This window comes from Streptomyces sp. NPDC086787, assembly GCF_044745865.1.
In the GTDB taxonomy this organism is placed as follows: domain Bacteria; phylum Actinomycetota; class Actinomycetes; order Streptomycetales; family Streptomycetaceae; genus Streptomyces.
Map to the genome: position 1 here is coordinate 60,896 of NZ_JBIVBC010000010.1, position 15,507 is coordinate 76,402.

Consider the following 15,507-nt stretch of genomic DNA (forward strand, 5'->3'; position numbering starts at 1 on the left):
GGCACACCTTCTAGAGTCCCGACGCATGACAACCGGAAACGCGGAACCGCGAAGAACCGTCTACCGCTCCTCCCTCCGCCGAATGCTCCTCGTGACACTCGGATCGGCCGCGTTCGTGGCGATGGGCTGCTGGATGCTGCTCGCCGGGGACTCCGTCAAGGCGACCCTCGTCGGCGCGGCCGCGGTGCTGTTCTTCGGGCTGTGCGGCAGCATCTCGCTCGGCCGCCTGATGCGGCGGGGGCCCGAACTCGTCCTCACCGACGACGGCCTGACCCATGTGATGCTGGGCCCGATAGCCTGGACGGACCTCGCTGGGGTCGGCATCCGCGAGATCCACGTCCGGTCGACCTCCCAGCAGGTGATCGAGCTGGTGTTCCACGACCCGGCCGCCTACCTCGCACAGGCCCCGCGCATGGCTCGCGTCGCGGGCAGGGCCAACCTGCGCCTCGGCTGCAGCCCGGCGAACATCGCGGCGACCACCCTCCCGGTGAGCCTGGGCGAGGTTCTGGCCGCGATGCGCCACCATCACCCGGAGTTGACGGTCTTCAGTTAGACAGAGGGAGCGACGTCGTGGAGCGCAGCACCGCCGTACTCGAACTCGGCGCGCTGCGCTGGGCTTCCCAGCAGAACGTCGCCGCCGCCGTGCTGGGCCGCCGTCCCGGCGTACTGGAGGTCGAGGTCAACCCGGTGGCCGAGACGGCGACCGTGGTCTACGACCCGGCTGCCACCTCCGTCGCCGATCTGCGGCGTTGGGTGGAGGAGTGCGGCTACCACTGCGCGGGGCAGTCCGTCCCCGCCCACCTGTGCGACCCGATGGTCGAGCCCGAGGCGGCACCCGCCCCGCACAAGGCGGCGGGCCACGACGGTCACGACGGAATGTCGACGGCCAGGATGGCGGCCGACATGCGCAACCGCTTCCTCGTCGCCGCGCTGTTCTCCATCCCCATCGTCATCTGGTCACCGATCGGCAGCACGGTCCTCGGACGCGAGGTGCCCGTGCCGTTCGGGCTGCGCCAGGACGTGTGGGCCATGCTGCTCAGCCTGCCGGTGATCTTCTACTCGTGCACGATCTTCTTCAGCGGCGCCCTGCACGCCCTGCGCGCCCGCACGCTGGACATGATGGTGCTCGTCGCGGTCGCCGTCGGCGCCGGATGGACCTACTCGCTGATCGTCACGCTCACCGGCGGCGGCGAGGTCTTCTACGAGGCCGCCACCGTCCTCGCCGCCTTCGTGCTCCTCGGCCACTGGTTCGAGATGCGCGCCCGGGGCGGCGCGAACGACGCCATCCGCGCCCTCCTCGACCTCGCCCCGCCCAAAGCCCTGGTGCTCCGGGACGGCGAGCCGGTCGAAGTGCCCACCGCCGAAGTCGCCGTCGGCGACCTGCTGCTGGTCCGCCCCGGCGCGAAGATCGCGGTCGACGGTGTCGTGGAGGAGGGGGAGAGCGACGTCGACGAATCCATGGTCACCGGGGAGAGCCTGCCCGTGCGCAAGGCACCGGGCTCGCAGGTCGTCGGCGCGACCGTCAACACCAACGGCACCCTGCGGGTGCGCGCGGCCAAGGTCGGCGCGGACACCGCGCTGGCCCAGATCGTCCAACTGGTCCAGCAGGCCCAGAACTCCAAGGCCCCAGGACAGCGGCTGGCCGACCGGGCCGCGTTCTGGCTGGTGCTGGTCGCCCTGCTGGGCGGCGCCGCCACGCTGGCCGTCTGGCTACTGGCCACCGACCGCCCGCTGAGCACAGCGATGCTGTTCGCCATCACGGTCGTGGTCGTCACCTGCCCCGACGCGCTGGGCCTCGCCACCCCCACCGCGATCATGGTCGGCACCGGCCTGGGCGCCGAACGAGGAGTGCTGTTCAAGAACGCGGCCGCGCTGGAGTCCGCCGCGCGGGTCCAGACCGTGGTCATGGACAAGACCGGCACCCTGACCAAGGGCAAGCCCGAGGTGACCGACCTGGTCACCGCCGAAGGCACCGACACGGACGAACTGCTCCGTCTGGTCGCCGCGGTGGAGCGGGAGTCGGAACACCCGCTGGCCGACGCCGTCGTCCGGCACGCCGACGCGCGTGGCACCCGCCCGGCGCGTGCCACGCGCTTCGAGAACATCCCGGGCCACGGCGCCGTCGCCGACGTCGAGGGGCACCGGGTGCTGGTGGGCAACGGGCGGCTGGCCGAACGCGAGGGCGTGGACCTCGGCGGACTCGTCGGGCGGCGCGACGAACTGGCCGCCACCGGACGCACCGTCGTGATCGCCGCCGTCGACGGCCGAGCGGCCGCGCTGATCGGTATCGCCGACGCGCCCCGCGAGAATTCCGCGCGGGCCGTCGCCGAGCTGCACGCCCTCGGTGTCGAGGTGGTCATGCTCACCGGCGACAACCGGGCCACCGCCGAACGCATCGCCGCCCGACTCGGCATCGACACCGTCATCGCCGAGGTGCTCCCGGGTGACAAGGCCGCCAGGGTCGCCGAACTCCAGTCGGGCGGCCGCGTCGTGGCGATGGTCGGCGACGGCGTCAACGACGCCCCGGCACTGGCCCGCGCCGACCTGGGGATCGCGATCGGCGCGGGCACCGACGTCGCCATCGAGACCGCCGACCTGGTGCTGATGCGCTCCGACCCGCTGGACGTGCCCACCGCCCTGCGCATCGGACGCGGCACCCTGCGCAAGATGCGCCAGAACCTCGGCTGGGCCATCGGCTACAACTCCGTCGCCCTGCCCATCGCCGCCGGGGTCTTCGAACCCGTCTTCGGACTGGTGCTGCGTCCCGAGATCGCCGCCCTGTCGATGTCCGGCTCCAGCATCATCGTCGCCGTCAACGCCCTGGCGCTGAAACGGCTGCGGCTTCCCGAAGCGGCTCCTGCGGGACCGTGAGACGGCCGGTGCGGGCGAGCAGCGCCACACAGCCCGCGCACAGTGCACCGGTCGACGCGAGCACCAGCCAGGTCAGCTCCGGACGCCCGAGCCGCTCGGCGGCGTCCCACACGGCTCCCGTGGCCAGGTTCCCCAGCGTGATGCCGAGACCGGAGACGGTGTTGTAGAGGCCGTAGTGCGTGGCGACGAGCCGGCCGCCCGCCAGCGAGACGACGGTGTCCATCTCGAACGGATAGACCACGGCCGTGCCCAGCCCGAGCAGCGTCACCGCGGCGAACAGCGGCGCCAGGGCCGTGCACCGGGCGAGGAGCCCCTCGTCCGCGGTCACCGTCGCGGCGCTCGACAGCAGCGGCAGGAAGGCCGCACCCATCAGGGCGATACCGCAGACCATGGCACCCGAGGAACTCCAGTGCTCCCGCGCCCACGCGGTGATCCTCAGCTGACCGGCCACCGCCACCGCCGCGGACACCGCGAACAGAGCCGTGGTCACCGCGTCACCATGGCCCGGGAAGGCACGGTGAGCCTCCAGCGGCAGCGCCAGATACACCTGGAACGACAGCACGTACGTGCCGATCATCGCACCGGAGAAGCACAGGAACGGCCGGTTGGCGACGACCGTGCGCCAGTCGGACAGCACGCTCCCGGACCGGGCCGCCCCGTCCGCCGCACCGGCGGGCAGCACCCGCAGCTGTACGACGGTCAGGACGAGGAACAGCACCGCGGCCACGGCGCACACCAGCCGGAAGTCGGCGGTCAGCAGGGCGAGACCGACGAGCGGTCCGACGAACATCCCCGCCTGGTAGAAGACGTTGAACGCGGCGAACGCCTCCACCCGCCGTTCCCCGGCCTCCTGGGCCAGATAGGCGCGCACCGCGGGGTTGAACAGCGCCCCCGCGAACCCGGTCGCCGCCGACGCCACCACCAGCGTCGGCAGCGAGTCGACGAGCCCGAGCAGCCCGAAGCCCACCGTGCGCAGCACGCACCCGGCGATGATCACGGACTTGTACCCGAGCCGGTCGGCCAGCGTCCCGCCCACCAGGAACATGCCCTGCTGGGTGAAGTTGCGGACCCCCAGGACGAGCCCGACCGCCCAGGCGGCCATGCCCAGACCGTCCGCCAGATGCACCGCCAGATAGGGCATCAGCATGAAGAACGCGACATTGATGGTGAACTGCTGGACCATCAGCAGCCGGGCGCACCCGGTGAACGAACGGAACTGCGCGGCAAGCGGCTTCATCGCGCGGCACCCTCCGGGACGGTGACACCCGCACACCGGGTCCATCGTTCGACCGTCCGTTCGCCGCAGTGGGCGATCTCGTCCGGGTCGGTGGCCGCAACCCCGGCGAGCAGGTCGTGTTCACGGCAGTACGCGTCGCTGTACACGGTGTTCCAGTAGCGGTGCATCCCGTCCGGGAAGACGGCCGCGATCCTGGTGCGCTCCGGCTCGGTGCGGGCGAGCCAGCCCGCCACCAGTGCGACCGCGCCCACGCTCCAGCCGCCGCCGGTGAAGTGACCGCGGGCCAGCCGTCGGCAGCTGTGCACGGCCTCGCCGGGAGCCACCCAGTGCACCTCGTCGAAAGCCGCGTGGTCCACGTTGCCCGGGCGGATGCTGCTGCCCAGCCCGCGCATGAGGCGCGGCCCGGCGGGCTGCCCGAAGACACTGGAGCGCACCGAGTCCACGCCGACCAGCCGCAGCCGTGGGTTGAAGGCGCGCAGGGTGCGTGCGACACCGGCCGAGTGGCCGCCCGTGCCGACCGCCGCCACCAGGACGTCGATCCGGCCCAGCTGCACCATCAGTTCGAGGGCGAGCGGCGCGTACGCCGCGACGCTGTCGGGGTTGTCGTACTGGTCGGGGCACCAGGCCCGTGGCGTACGGGCGAGGAGTTCGCGCACCCGGCTGCGGCGCGCCTCCTGCCAGCCGCCCGCGGGGTGCGGCTCGACGACCACGTCCAGGTGCGCGCCCAGCGCCCGCAGCTGGTGGGTCATCAGCGGTTCCGTGCCTGGGTCGGTGACCAGGGTGAGCGGGTGGCCGTAGGTGAGCGCGGCGAGGGCGAGGCCCAGGCCGAGGGTGCCGCTCGTGGACTCGACGACGGGCGCGCCGGGCGCCAGGTCACCGCGCTCACGCGCCGCCGCGACCATGTGCAGGGCGGAGCGGTCCTTGATGCCGCCGGGGTTGCAGCCCTCCAGCTTCGCCCAGAAGCCGCGCCCCGGGGGGTTGAAGGGTTCGCCGATCCACAGGACGGGTGTGTTGCCGACCAGTCCGGCCGGGGAGCGGCGTGGCGCGCCTACGGGTTCGGGGAGTTCGTGTGCCGCGCGGAAGGAGGTGAGGTCATTGGGGGAGATGCCGAGCAGAGCCGTGGTCATGAAGGGTCCCTCCACGGCCCGTGGGATGCCGGGCCGCGCATCGGTGCCGTTCGCGGGAAGGTGCGGGGCCCGGTGACGTGGTGCGCGGCCGCCGGGCGGGCACGGTCAGGTACGGCTGACGCCGACGGCACGCAGCAGGGCGGGCCCGGTACGGGCGGGCCGGTCACGCGTCCCCGCCCGCCCCGGCGGCGCGCCGCCCACCACCGTGCGTCCCGCGCGCCGCCGGTCGCGCAGGTGACAGAGGTGGAGGACGAGCAGCAGGGCGAGAAGCAGTGATGCGAGGGGTGCGCGCAGATACGCGAGGACATGGGAGGGGTCGCAGCACAACTGGTCGTCGTCCTCGTCCGGCTCCTGGCCGGACGGGTCTCCCTGAGCCGCCGTCACCGTCACGGCCGTCACTGCCGTCGTCGTTGTCGGCCGGTGCTCCTCCAGGGCGTGCGCGGCGCACGCCACGAGGTGGGCCAGCAGCGTCAGGACCACCCCCAGGAGGAGGACGAGAGCCGGCCCGCGGGCGGGCGCGCGGCCGACGGGTTCCTGCGGCATGCCCTCGATCGTAGCCAGAGTGTCACGATATGCCGGTATTCACCCATGGGTGGTGGGCGGTCGCCGCGCGGACTCCCGGGCGCGATCTGCCCCGGCGAGTCGGCCGACGACTCACGGGCGCATGACCCAGGATCGTTTCTGATCCCTCACGCGCCGCCGCGGGCGACGTCCCGTGGCGCCGACCCTCCTGGAGGTGTCATGTTCGTCGTCTCCGAAGCCGCCGCCGACCGGCCTGGTCCACTCGTCGTCGCGGGCGGCGTGCTCGCCGCGATCGTGGTGTCCTCCCTGGCCGACTCCGCGATCGCGATCCTGGCGCACGCCGCCGGGGCGCCAGCGGACTTCGCACCGCTGGCGCCGGCGTCGTACATCTTCCTGACCGCCCTCGGCGTGTCGGTGGGCGCCTTCGGCTGGGCGATCGTCCGCAGGACCGCCCGTGACCCCCGGGCCCTGCTCGCCCGGCTCGCCCCCACCGTCGTCCTGCTCTCCTTCGTCCCCGACTTCTTCCTCCTCGGCACCGGCGGGGTGACGGGCGTGGCGGCGCTGCTCGCCATGCACATCACCGTCGCCGTGGTCGCCGTACTGACGTTCCATCGGGTGATGCCGGTGGACCAGGTGAGGTGATCGGGCGCGCCGGTCCGTCACGAACGCCGGGCGGAGTCCGCGAGCGCCTTGAACTCGCCCCACTGGACGCGTGGCCGCTCCAGCCCGCGCCGCTCCAGATACCGGCGGGTGGACCGCTTCGTGTCGCGCAGCACCCGCAGCGCGTCGATCGCGCGGCCCGTGCCCATCGGCTCCACCACCTTGCCGGGCACCAGCAACCACTCATCGCCCGATCTGCGCAGTTCACCGCGGACGAGCGCGTTGTACATGTGGTTGAGACGCTCGTCGTGCCGGTGCACCAGCAGCGAGGCCGGGCCCGGTGCCACGTCGCAGTCGGCGGGCACCCGGACCGCGAAACCACCCCGGGCCGGCACCGGCCGGGTCCGGGCGAGAACCGGCGCCCCGGAGACGTCGCGCGCCGCCAGCACCGCGCTCGGGAACCGTGCCAGCACCTCCGCCCCCGGCAGCGGACCCGGCACATGCGCGCCGGACGGTTCCGGTACGGCGAGCTCCGCCACCGGCGGCCGCACGATCACCTGCTCCGGGGTCACCGTGATCAGCAGCCGCAGGTAGTACCAGTCCATCAGCCGCCGCATCGGGGCGGAGACATACGCCCGGCTGTGCGGCTGCCGTTCGAAGAGCAGCTTCCAGTAGGCCTCGGCAGCCCGCGGACCCGTCATGATCTCGTCGGGGCACTCGGCCCGGCCGCCCACGAAGATCTGCGGCGCGGGATCGAGTCCGCTGCCGGTGGCGTCGGAGAACAGCAGGGCGACCCGTCCGTCCCGCCGTATGTTCAGCGCCTTCTGCGCGAACGCCAGTGACGTGGACAGCAGCAGCGTGCCGTCCTCGCGACGCAGCGCCGCGGTCGGCCACGCCAGCGGCGTACCGTCCCGGCCCAGTGTGACGAACTCGCAGGTGCGGTAGGCGTCCAGGGCGCCGAGCGGCGCGGAACCGATGACCGCCACCGGGCTACTCACCGTCCAGCGGCGCGCGCAGCGCCCGGCAGGCGGCGGCGTACTGCCGTCGGCCCAGCAGCTTCCACAGCAGACGGCCGACCAGCGGGGCCCGGCCCAGGAAGTACGCGCGCTCCCCGGGCGTGGCGTCCTCCAGGATCGCGCCGAGGGCGATCATCACCTTGGCCTTGGGAATGCCCTCCATGCCGCGCCCGCCGAGCAGGTCCCACTCGGCGACGGTCAGGTGCTCGGCGACCAGCGGCAGCACCAGCCGCTCCTCGTCGTCGAGGTGTTCGAGCAGCGCCACCCGGTGCGCGTCGAGTGCCAGGGCCAGTTCCTCCCCGGCGATCCGGTCGGCCGCCCGCTCCCACGCGGGCGCCCACTGCCGTACGGTCTCCAGGGTCCGGTCGATCCGCTGATGCTGCTCCTCCATCCGGGCGACCAGCTCCTCGTCGGCGGCGCGCGCACGCAGCAGCGGCCAGACGAGCTCGTCCTCGAGGGCGTGATGGTGGTGAATACCGAACAGGTAGTCACGCAGAGAGTCCGCGACCTGCGTCGCGCGCGCCGTCCCTCCGTCGGGCACGGCACGCACCAGCCGGGGCAGCAGCGCCGACTCCCGCCGGAAGACACGGTGCACCACGACCATCTCGTGGGTGTGGGGACGTTCGGTGACGAGTGGTTCGCCAGGGGTACTACTGGGGGACACCTTGCCTGCTCCAACGATCCGGTACTTGTGACAGCCGTGGAGGATGCCGCCGATGTCTTGGCGTCTGCTTGGCGTCCGGCTTGGGGCCCCACCGGAACCGCGTTTATCATCCGTTGACGGATTCGGTCTGCTGTTCGGGTAAATTCCCGCGACGTGCTGCGTATTCGAGTCCTGGGTTCGCTGGGCGCCGAAGTCGGGGAAGAACCGGTCGACCTGGGCGCTCCGCGGCAACGAGCCGTCCTGTCCCTGCTGATAGCGGCGCGCGGCAGCGTCGTACCCGTGGACCGGATGGCCGACAACCTGTGGCGCGGGGCACCACCAGTCAAGGCCACCGCGTCCCTGCACGCCTACGTGTCGAACCTGCGCCGCCGGCTCGAACCGGGGCGGCCTCCCCGCGCCCCCGCGACCGTGCTGGTCACCGCCCCGCCCGGATACGCGCTGCGGCTGCCTCAGGAGGCCGTCGACGCCTGGCGGTTCGAGGAACGCGTCGGCCGGGCCCGCGACGCCCCCGCCGAACAGGCCCGCCGCCTGCTCGCCGAGGCGCTCGGCTGGTGGCAGGGGCCCGCCTTCGCCGAGCACGCCGACCAGATGTGGGCCGCCGCGGAGGCGGCCCGGCTGACCGAACTGCGGGCCGAGGCACGGGAACTCGCCGCCGAGGCCGACCTGCGCACCGGCCGCGCCGCCGAGGCCGTACCCGCCGCCGAGACCCTCGTGAGGGAGAGCCCGCTGCGGGAGGAGGGCTGGCGCCTGCTCGCCCTCGCCCAGTGGGCCTGCGACCGGCAGGCCGACGCCCTCGCCTCGCTGCGCCGAGCCTCCGCCGTACTGCGCGACGAACTCGGCTGCGACCCCGGCCCGGCCCTGACGGAACTGGAACAGGCCGTGCTCGCCCAGCGGCTCGACGTCCTGCACGCCTGCGTACCGCCACGGGAAAGATCCCCACGAGCGGTCGCGGCCACCGGGCCCGTCTGCGCCCATCACGCTCCGGACCCGCACCCGACCCCCGACGCTGTCGAACCGGCACGCACCGGGCACGCCCTCTTCGTCGGCCGGAACCGTGAACTCGCCGCCCTGGACGCCGCCGCCCGCGCCGCCCGGCAGCGCGCCGCCACCCTGCTGGTCACCGGCGAGGCCGGCGCGGGCAAGTCCGCGCTGATCGGCAGGCTCGGCGACCGGTTGCGCGCCGACGGATGGCGCGTGGTGATCGGACGCTGCCCGGAGTACGAGGGCGCGCCCCCTGCCTGGGCCTGGGTGGAGATGCTCGGCGCGCTCGCCCGGGACGTGCCGCCGACACGCCCCGAAGAACTCACCGTGCTGCTGCGCGAACCCGACACCGGTGCCGTCCGGACGGCCGACGAGGCGACCGCCGGACGCTTCCGCATGCACCGCGCCTTCGCCGCCTGGCTGCGCGCCGCGACCGCGAAGGCGCCGCTCGCCGTCGTCCTGGAGGACGTGCACCGCGCCGACAGCGAGACCCTCGCCCTGCTCGAAGCGGCGGCCGCGGTGGCCGGCGTCCCCCTGCTCACCGTCGCCACCTACCGCCCCGCCGAGGTCGGAGCACCCCTCGTCAAGACCCTCGCCCAGCTGGCCCCCGGCGCACCCCACCGGATCACCCTGCGCGGCCTGCCACCACGGGACGTCGCCACCGTCGTCGACGCCGTGTGCGGTACGGCCGTGGACCCCGCGACGGTCGCGGCGCTCGCCGAACGCACCGGCGGCAACCCCTTCTACGTGCTGGAGAGCGCACGTCTGCTCGCCGCCGAGGGCGCACTCGTCGCGGTCTCCGACGTCCCCCAGGGCGTGCGCGACGTGCTGCGCAGACGGCTGGACCTGCTGCCGGCCGGCGCCCGGTCCGTCGTACGGCTCACCGCCGTCGTCGGACTGGAGGCCGAGGTCGCACTCCTCACCGAGGCCGCCGACGCCAGCGAGGACGAAGTCCTCGAAGGACTCGACGCCGCCCTGGCCGCCGATCTGCTCACCGAGCCGGGCCCCGGACGCGTCCGGTTCGTGCACGCCCTGGTCCGCGACACCGTCTACACCGACCTGTCCGGCCTGCGCCGGTCCCGGCTGCACGCCCGGATCGCCAAGGTGCTGCGCCGCCGCCGCCCGGACGACCTCGCCGCGCTGGCCCACCACTTCGCCCGCTCCGGCAGCTCCGCGCACGCGCCCCTGGCCGTCGACTACGCCCTGCGCGCGGCCGAGGTGGCCGAGCGGCGCTACGCCCACGACGTCGCCGTGGGCCTCATCGAGCAAGCCATCGAGACCCACACCGCAGCGCCCGGCCGCCGTGGCGACGATCCCGGGCACCTGGTCGGCCTGCTGGTGCGGCTGCTCGGCGCGCAGGTGCGGGCCGGCTCCACCGACGCGGCCCGGCGCACCCGGCAGCAGGCGGTGGAACTGGCCGAGCGGGCCGACCGGGGCGACCTGGTGGCCGCCGTTCACGGAGCCTGGACCGAACCCTCACCCTGGCGCAGCCGGCTGGAGGGCTTCACCGACCCGGCGTCGCTGGACCGCCTCGAACGACTGGCCGCCGGGCCCGGACTGGACAACCCCACGCGGGCCCGCGTGCTCCAGGTCGTCGTCGAGGCGGTGGCGGGCGAGGACCTGCCCCGCGCCCGGCGCGCGGCACACACCCAACTCGACCTGGCCCGCGCCGACGGCGAACCGCGCCTGCTGTCCTCCGCGCTGATGACCTCCGCCAAGCTGCTGCCGCACGAGGCACACGGCGACGCGCGGGAACCGCTCGTCGCCGAACTCCGTGACCTGGCCCGCGCACACGACCTGCCCGCCTACCGCTGGGTCTGCGAACACCTCGACGGCATGACCGCCGCCGCCCGCAACGACCCCGCCGCACTGCGCCGGCACACCGCGGAGGGACTCGTGCTGGCGCGCCGCTACCGGATGGTCTGGGCCCAGGGTCTGGGTGCCGCCACCTCCGCCATGCTCGCCGCCGTGACCGGCCACTTCGACGTGGCGGAGAGGGGCTACGCCGAGGCCGACGAACTGCTCCAGCGGGTCGGCGCGCACCACGCCACCGGCCTGCGCATCCTGGCCCTCGTGGCCATACGCCTCGCCCAGGGCCGCCCGGCCGAAGTCGAGCCGGCCATGCGCGAGGTGTACGAGACCGTCGGCGCCCCCGTCGGCGTCGCGCTCTCCCTCATCCTGGCCCGCCAGGGCCGGTTCGACGAAGCCCTGGCCGTGCACTGCCCCCCGCGGCCCGTGACGGACCACCTCTACGGCATAGAGCTCGACTTCCGCGCCCAGCTGGCCGTGCTCCACAACGACCACGAGAGCGCGGCCGCGCTGACCGCCCACCTCCTGCCCGTCCGCGCCCAACTGGCCGGCGCCGCGGGCGCGGCCTATGCGACCCGACCCCTGGCCCACGCCCTGGCCGACCTCTTCCGGCTGCTCGGCGAGGACCGCTCCGCGGCCGAGAACTATGCCCTGGCCGGACGCACCGCACTCGCCTGGGGCTCACGCCATCTGGCCACGGACGCCCGCCGCGCGGCGGCGGACCTGGACGCGGCACGGGGCCGACGGCGGACCTTCGCGGTCTGAGCCGGGCCGTCGGGCCGGGGTGAGTGCGGGGTGCGTGTCACATGGTCGTCCGGTGGGGATGCTGGGGCAGGCTGAGGCCGTGGACGCCGACCTGACGCGCGCCGAGACCCGGGTGAGTATCGCGCTGTTCGCGCTGACCGTGACTTCCGGAGCGGTCGACGCGATCACCTTTCTCGGGCTGGGCCACGCCTTCGCGGCCCTAGCGACCGGAAACCTGCTGCTGGTCGGGTTCGGCGTCGCGCGGGCGCCCGGGATCCCGATCGGCCGCCCGGCGGCGGCGCTGGGCGCCTTCGTCATCGGCGCGGCCCTCTGCCATGTCGTCATCGCCCGGCTGGTCGGCGGGGGACACAGATGGTTCGTGACCGTGCTCTCCGCCGAGACCGCGGTGCTGGCCGCCGCCGGCCTGTGCGCCGTGACCCTGGGCGCCGAGACGCACTCCCCGCCTTATGTGCTCAGCCTCGTGATCGCGATCCTCGCCTGCGCGATGGGCTGGCGCACCCGGCTGATGATCGAGTCCCGGGTCCCGGAGATGCCCACCACGGTGGTGCAGATCTCGCTGGTCAAGGCGCTGACGGATGTCCTGTCCTTCGGCGGGCACCACTCGGCGATGAGGGCACTGGCGCGGGCCCGCCGGATCGCGACCGTTCTCGGTATCTTCGTCGGCGGAGTGGCCGGGGCCGGGCTCCTGCGGCTCGGGATCGGGCCCGCCATCCTCGTCGTCACCGCGTTCGAGGCGTGTGTGGTGGCCGTCTACGCCCGCTCGCCGGGCCTGCGCCCCCTGCCGCCCCGGCAGACGTGACCGCCCCTCACAGATCCAGGACGACCGGGCCGGTGTCCTTCGCCGGAGTGGAGCAGCAGATCAGTACGTTGCCGTCGGCCGGAGGCTCGACCGGGTCGGGCGCGTAGGCGACGGCACCGGACAGCAGCGCCAGCTCGCAGGTGTGGCAGACGCCCGTACGGCAGGACCACTGGACCGGTACGTCACAGGCCTCCGCCAGTTCCAGAAGGCTGTCCCGGTCCGGCTGCCAGGGGACGGTCAGCCCGCTGCGGGCGAAGGTCACCTCGGGTCCGGTGCCCGCCGGACCGGCCGGCTGGTGCGGGGCGGTTGCGGACGCCGGGGCGCTGATGCCGGGAGTGACGGCGTCCCTCGCCCCGAACAGTTCGGTCCGCACCCGGGACGGCGCCAGTCCCGCGTCAGCCAGGGCCGCGCCGGTGGCCGCCATGAACGCCGGGGGCCCGCACAGATAGGCGTCCGCGTCGGCGGGCAGCCCGAGAGCGGCGATGCGGGCGGGCGTGAGCCGGCCCTCGTCGGTGTAGTCCACCCCGGGCCGGTCACCCGGGCCGGGGCGGCTGTAGAAGATCCGGCACCTGGCGTGCGGCAGCTTGGCCAGCAGGTCACGGGTCTCCCGGGCGAAGGCGTGCTCGGCACCGGAGCGGGCGCCGTGCAGCCACCACACCTCCCGTTCGGCGGACCGGGCCAGGGCGTGCAGCATGGCGAGCACCGGGGTGGCCCCGACGCCGACGGAGACCAGCACCACCGGCTCCGTGCCGTCCGTCAGGCAGAAGGTGCCGCGTGGCGCGGCCGCCTCCAGTTCCGTGCCCACCGCGGCACTGGCGTGCAGGTACGCGCTCACCGCACCGTGCGGCTCCCGCTTCACGCTGATCCGGTAGCTGCCGGCGTCCGGCGGTCCGGAGAGCGAGTAGCCGCGGACCAGTGCGGCGGCTCGCGCGTCGGGCCGGACCTTCACCGTGAGGAACTGGCCCGGAAGCGCGGCGGGCAGCGGAGTCCCGTCGGGGGCGGTCAGCGTCAACGACAGCACACTGTCGCTCTCCGCGCGGACGGCGGCCACGGACAGCCGGCGGAATCCCGCCCAGCCGGGCGGTGCGACAGTACCGCCGGTCAGCCCCGCGTTCCCGCCCGCCCCCAGGTCCGCCTGCCCGAGCAGCGCCTCCATGGAGGCCCGCCAGCCCGGACTGAGGGCGGGGATCCGCAGCGCGCGCTCCACCTGCTCCCGGCGGCGGCCCGGCAGGTACAACAGTGCGTCGATCTCCGCGACGGTCATGCCCTCGGGGCCGGAGGCGATCTTGATGATGTCCTGGCCGGCCGCGACCTCGCCCTCCTCGATGACCCGGAGGTAGAAGCCGGGCCTACGGTGCGCCACGAGCAGCGCGGCCATCCGGGGCTCACCGAGCCGCAGGCCGACGCGGTAGCAGGTCACCCGGGGCTGGGTCACCTCGAACACCGCGCCGCCGATCCGGTACCGGTCGCCGACGCACACCTCGTCGTCGGCCAGTCCGTCCACGGTGAGGTTCTCGCCGAAGTGTCCCGGGAGCAGGTCGTCGCGATCCAGTTCCCGGGCCCAGTGGCGGTAGGAGTCGAGCTGGTAGACGAGCACCGCGCGCATCTCGCCGCCGTGTCCGGCCAGGTCCCCCTGCCCGTCGCCCTCGATGTTCAGCCGCCGCACCATCCGCGCCCCGCTCACGGGCCGCTTCCAGGCACCGGTGCGGACCGTGCGGCCCCGCCACCGCACGTCCGTGGGCAGTCCGACGTTCACCGATGCCAGCGTGGGCATGATCCACCTCGCAGGTCCGTCTCACTGGCGTTGCACGACCAGTCGGACCTCCAGGATTTCGCCGGGGCCCGGAACCCGCCACCGCGTCCCCGCGGGTTCCGGGCCATGACGCGGCCGTGCCCCAGCCGTGACGCAGCCATGGCCGAGCCGTGGCGGACGACCGACGCGACCGGTCGCACGCGTGAACCGCGTGAACCGACGTCCCGGTCCCGACGCCCGACCGGATCGGAGCAACACGCCCCGCGTGCCAGGATGATGTTCTGACCAACGCTCACCAGGCCTCGCACGGTGGCGTGTTACCAGTTCAGGACGGAGCCAGGCGCATGACCTCTCCCCGCACCGGCGGCAGCGGAGCGCAACCCCCGGAGATCGACACGAGCAGACCCCATCCGGCCCGCATGTACGACTACTTCCTCGGCGGGAAGGACAACTACGAGGTCGACCGGGAGGCGGCCGAGCGCATGATCAGGGCGGCGCCGGAAGTGCGCGCGGGCGTCCGCGCCAACCGTGGCTTCATGCACCGCGCCGTCCACCATGTCGTCGCGCAGGGCGGCGTCCGGCAGATCCTCGATGTGGGCACCGGCCTGCCCACCGAGCCCAACGTGCACCAGATCGCGCACGCCGTCGCGCCCGACACCCGGGTCGTCTACGTCGACAACGATCCGATCGTCAGCGCCCACTCCATGGCGCTCATGTCCGGTACCGACACCTCCGTCGTCCTGGCCGATCTGCGCGATCCCCGGGCCATCCTGGACCACCCCGAGGTGCGCGCGGTCATCGACTTCGGAGAACCGGTGGCGCTCCTGCTGGTGGCCGTCGTGCACTTCATCGCCGAGTCGGAGGACCCGGAGGGCATCCTCGCCACTCTCCGGGACGCACTGCCCACCGGCTCCTATCTCGTCCTGTCGCACGCCACCGGCGACGTCCATGACGACCGGCGCGAGGACGCCGCCGCCGTCTACAACAGCGCCACGGCCAGCCTCAACCTCCGTTCACACGGCCGGATCCTGGACTTCTTCGGTGACTTCACCCTGGTCGAGCCGGGCCTGGTCAAGGTCACGGGCTGGCGCCCGGAGAAGGCCGAGGTGCGCGACGCCCCGCCGATCGGAATCTACGGGGGAGTGGCTCGAAAAGACGGCTGACCGGAGTCCGCCACCGGGGAAATGCCTGTTCAGCAGGCCGATTGCGCCGGTCAATTCTTTACTCATTCCTGGGGAGGACGCCTTCACTCCGGCGCTTGGTCCTGCTGATCAAGTGCCGTGAGGAGGGGCCGCGTTGTCATGTCAAGTATTGACATGGTCTGAGCCCGTGATTGATGATCACGGCGGTGTCAAGAGCGCAT

General features: G+C 73.4%; 12 protein-coding genes. 6 read left to right on the forward strand and 6 right to left on the reverse strand.

The window, feature by feature from the left end:
* The first annotated feature begins 82 nt into the window (after positions 1-82).
* Positions 83-553 (forward strand): STM3941 family protein, encoded by a 471-nt coding sequence (locus ACIPK3_RS23095; protein ID WP_402572702.1) that lies wholly within the window; start codon positions 83-85, stop codon positions 551-553.
* Between the two features lie 17 nt (positions 554-570).
* Positions 571-2,871: a heavy metal translocating P-type ATPase gene (locus ACIPK3_RS23100; protein WP_402572408.1), complete on the forward strand. Its 2,301-nt coding sequence runs from the start codon at positions 571-573 to the stop codon at positions 2,869-2,871.
* Here the strand turns inward: ACIPK3_RS23100 and ACIPK3_RS23105 are convergent.
* From ACIPK3_RS23105 to ACIPK3_RS23115, 3 genes are all read right to left on the reverse strand, one after another.
* Entirely contained in the window at positions 2,813-4,108 is a 1,296-nt protein-coding gene (locus tag ACIPK3_RS23105; RefSeq protein ID WP_402572409.1) for an MDR family MFS transporter, read from the reverse strand. The genes ACIPK3_RS23100 and ACIPK3_RS23105 overlap by 59 nt on opposite strands.
* Positions 4,105-5,235, reverse strand: coding sequence for a PLP-dependent cysteine synthase family protein (locus ACIPK3_RS23110; RefSeq protein ID WP_402572411.1), 1,131 nt, complete (start codon positions 5,233-5,235; stop codon positions 4,105-4,107). Before ACIPK3_RS23110 ends, ACIPK3_RS23105 begins: the two co-directional genes overlap by 4 nt.
* A 105-nt stretch (positions 5,236-5,340) precedes the next feature.
* Positions 5,341-5,778, reverse strand: a complete 438-nt coding sequence (locus ACIPK3_RS23115) for a hypothetical protein (RefSeq protein WP_402572413.1) — start codon at positions 5,776-5,778, stop codon at positions 5,341-5,343.
* Positions 5,779-5,976: 198 nt separating this feature from the next.
* Between ACIPK3_RS23115 and ACIPK3_RS23120 the strand changes: the two genes are divergently transcribed.
* Positions 5,977-6,399, forward strand: coding sequence for a DUF6069 family protein (locus tag ACIPK3_RS23120; protein WP_402572414.1), 423 nt, complete (start codon positions 5,977-5,979; stop codon positions 6,397-6,399).
* A gap of 17 nt (positions 6,400-6,416) precedes the next feature.
* Here the strand turns inward: ACIPK3_RS23120 and ACIPK3_RS23125 are convergent, their stop codons facing one another.
* Both ACIPK3_RS23125 and ACIPK3_RS23130 read right to left on the reverse strand, forming a co-directional pair.
* Positions 6,417-7,343: a pyridoxamine 5'-phosphate oxidase gene (locus ACIPK3_RS23125; RefSeq protein ID WP_402572416.1), complete on the reverse strand. Its 927-nt coding sequence runs from the start codon at positions 7,341-7,343 to the stop codon at positions 6,417-6,419.
* A 4-nt stretch (positions 7,344-7,347) separates the two neighbouring features.
* The gene (locus tag ACIPK3_RS23130) at positions 7,348-8,037 is read right to left on the reverse strand and encodes a hemerythrin domain-containing protein (protein WP_402572418.1); all 690 of its coding nucleotides are present in this window, start codon (positions 8,035-8,037) and stop codon (positions 7,348-7,350) included.
* A 162-nt stretch (positions 8,038-8,199) separates the two neighbouring features.
* Between ACIPK3_RS23130 and ACIPK3_RS23135 the strand changes: the two genes are divergently transcribed.
* Positions 8,200-11,592: a BTAD domain-containing putative transcriptional regulator gene (locus ACIPK3_RS23135; RefSeq protein WP_402572703.1), complete on the forward strand. Its 3,393-nt coding sequence runs from the start codon at positions 8,200-8,202 to the stop codon at positions 11,590-11,592.
* Positions 11,593-11,671: 79 nt separating this feature from the next.
* Complete coding sequence (locus ACIPK3_RS23140) at positions 11,672-12,391, forward strand: YoaK family protein (RefSeq protein WP_402572420.1); 720 nt, start codon at positions 11,672-11,674, stop codon at positions 12,389-12,391.
* 7 nt (positions 12,392-12,398) lie between these two features.
* Here ACIPK3_RS23140 and ACIPK3_RS23145 read toward each other — a convergent pair whose 3' ends face one another.
* On the reverse strand, positions 12,399-14,165 hold the full coding sequence (locus ACIPK3_RS23145; protein ID WP_402572421.1) for an MOSC domain-containing protein: 1,767 nt from the start codon (positions 14,163-14,165) through the stop codon (positions 12,399-12,401).
* A 323-nt stretch (positions 14,166-14,488) separates the two neighbouring features.
* Here ACIPK3_RS23145 and ACIPK3_RS23150 point away from each other — a divergent pair, with 323 nt between their 5' ends.
* The gene (locus ACIPK3_RS23150; RefSeq protein WP_402572423.1) at positions 14,489-15,307 is read left to right on the forward strand and encodes an SAM-dependent methyltransferase; all 819 of its coding nucleotides are present in this window, start codon (positions 14,489-14,491) and stop codon (positions 15,305-15,307) included.
* The last annotated feature ends 200 nt before the right edge of the window (positions 15,308-15,507 follow it).

Bases quoted from the DNA above. Each gene is read 5' to 3' on its own strand.
- ACIPK3_RS23095 (WP_402572702.1), top strand. From the start codon at position 83: ATGCTCCTCGTGACACTCGGATCGGCCGCGTTCGTGGCGATGGGCTGC.
- ACIPK3_RS23105 (WP_402572409.1), bottom strand. From the start codon at position 4,108: ATGAAGCCGCTTGCCGCGCAGTTCCGTTCGTTCACCGGGTGCGCCCGG.
- ACIPK3_RS23110 (WP_402572411.1), bottom strand. From the start codon at position 5,235: ATGACCACGGCTCTGCTCGGCATCTCCCCCAATGACCTCACCTCCTTC.
- ACIPK3_RS23115 (WP_402572413.1), bottom strand. From the start codon at position 5,778: ATGCCGCAGGAACCCGTCGGCCGCGCGCCCGCCCGCGGGCCGGCTCTC.
- ACIPK3_RS23120 (WP_402572414.1), top strand. From the start codon at position 5,977: ATGTTCGTCGTCTCCGAAGCCGCCGCCGACCGGCCTGGTCCACTCGTC.
- ACIPK3_RS23145 (WP_402572421.1), bottom strand. From the start codon at position 14,165: ATGCCCACGCTGGCATCGGTGAACGTCGGACTGCCCACGGACGTGCGG.
- ACIPK3_RS23150 (WP_402572423.1), top strand. From the start codon at position 14,489: ATGACCTCTCCCCGCACCGGCGGCAGCGGAGCGCAACCCCCGGAGATC.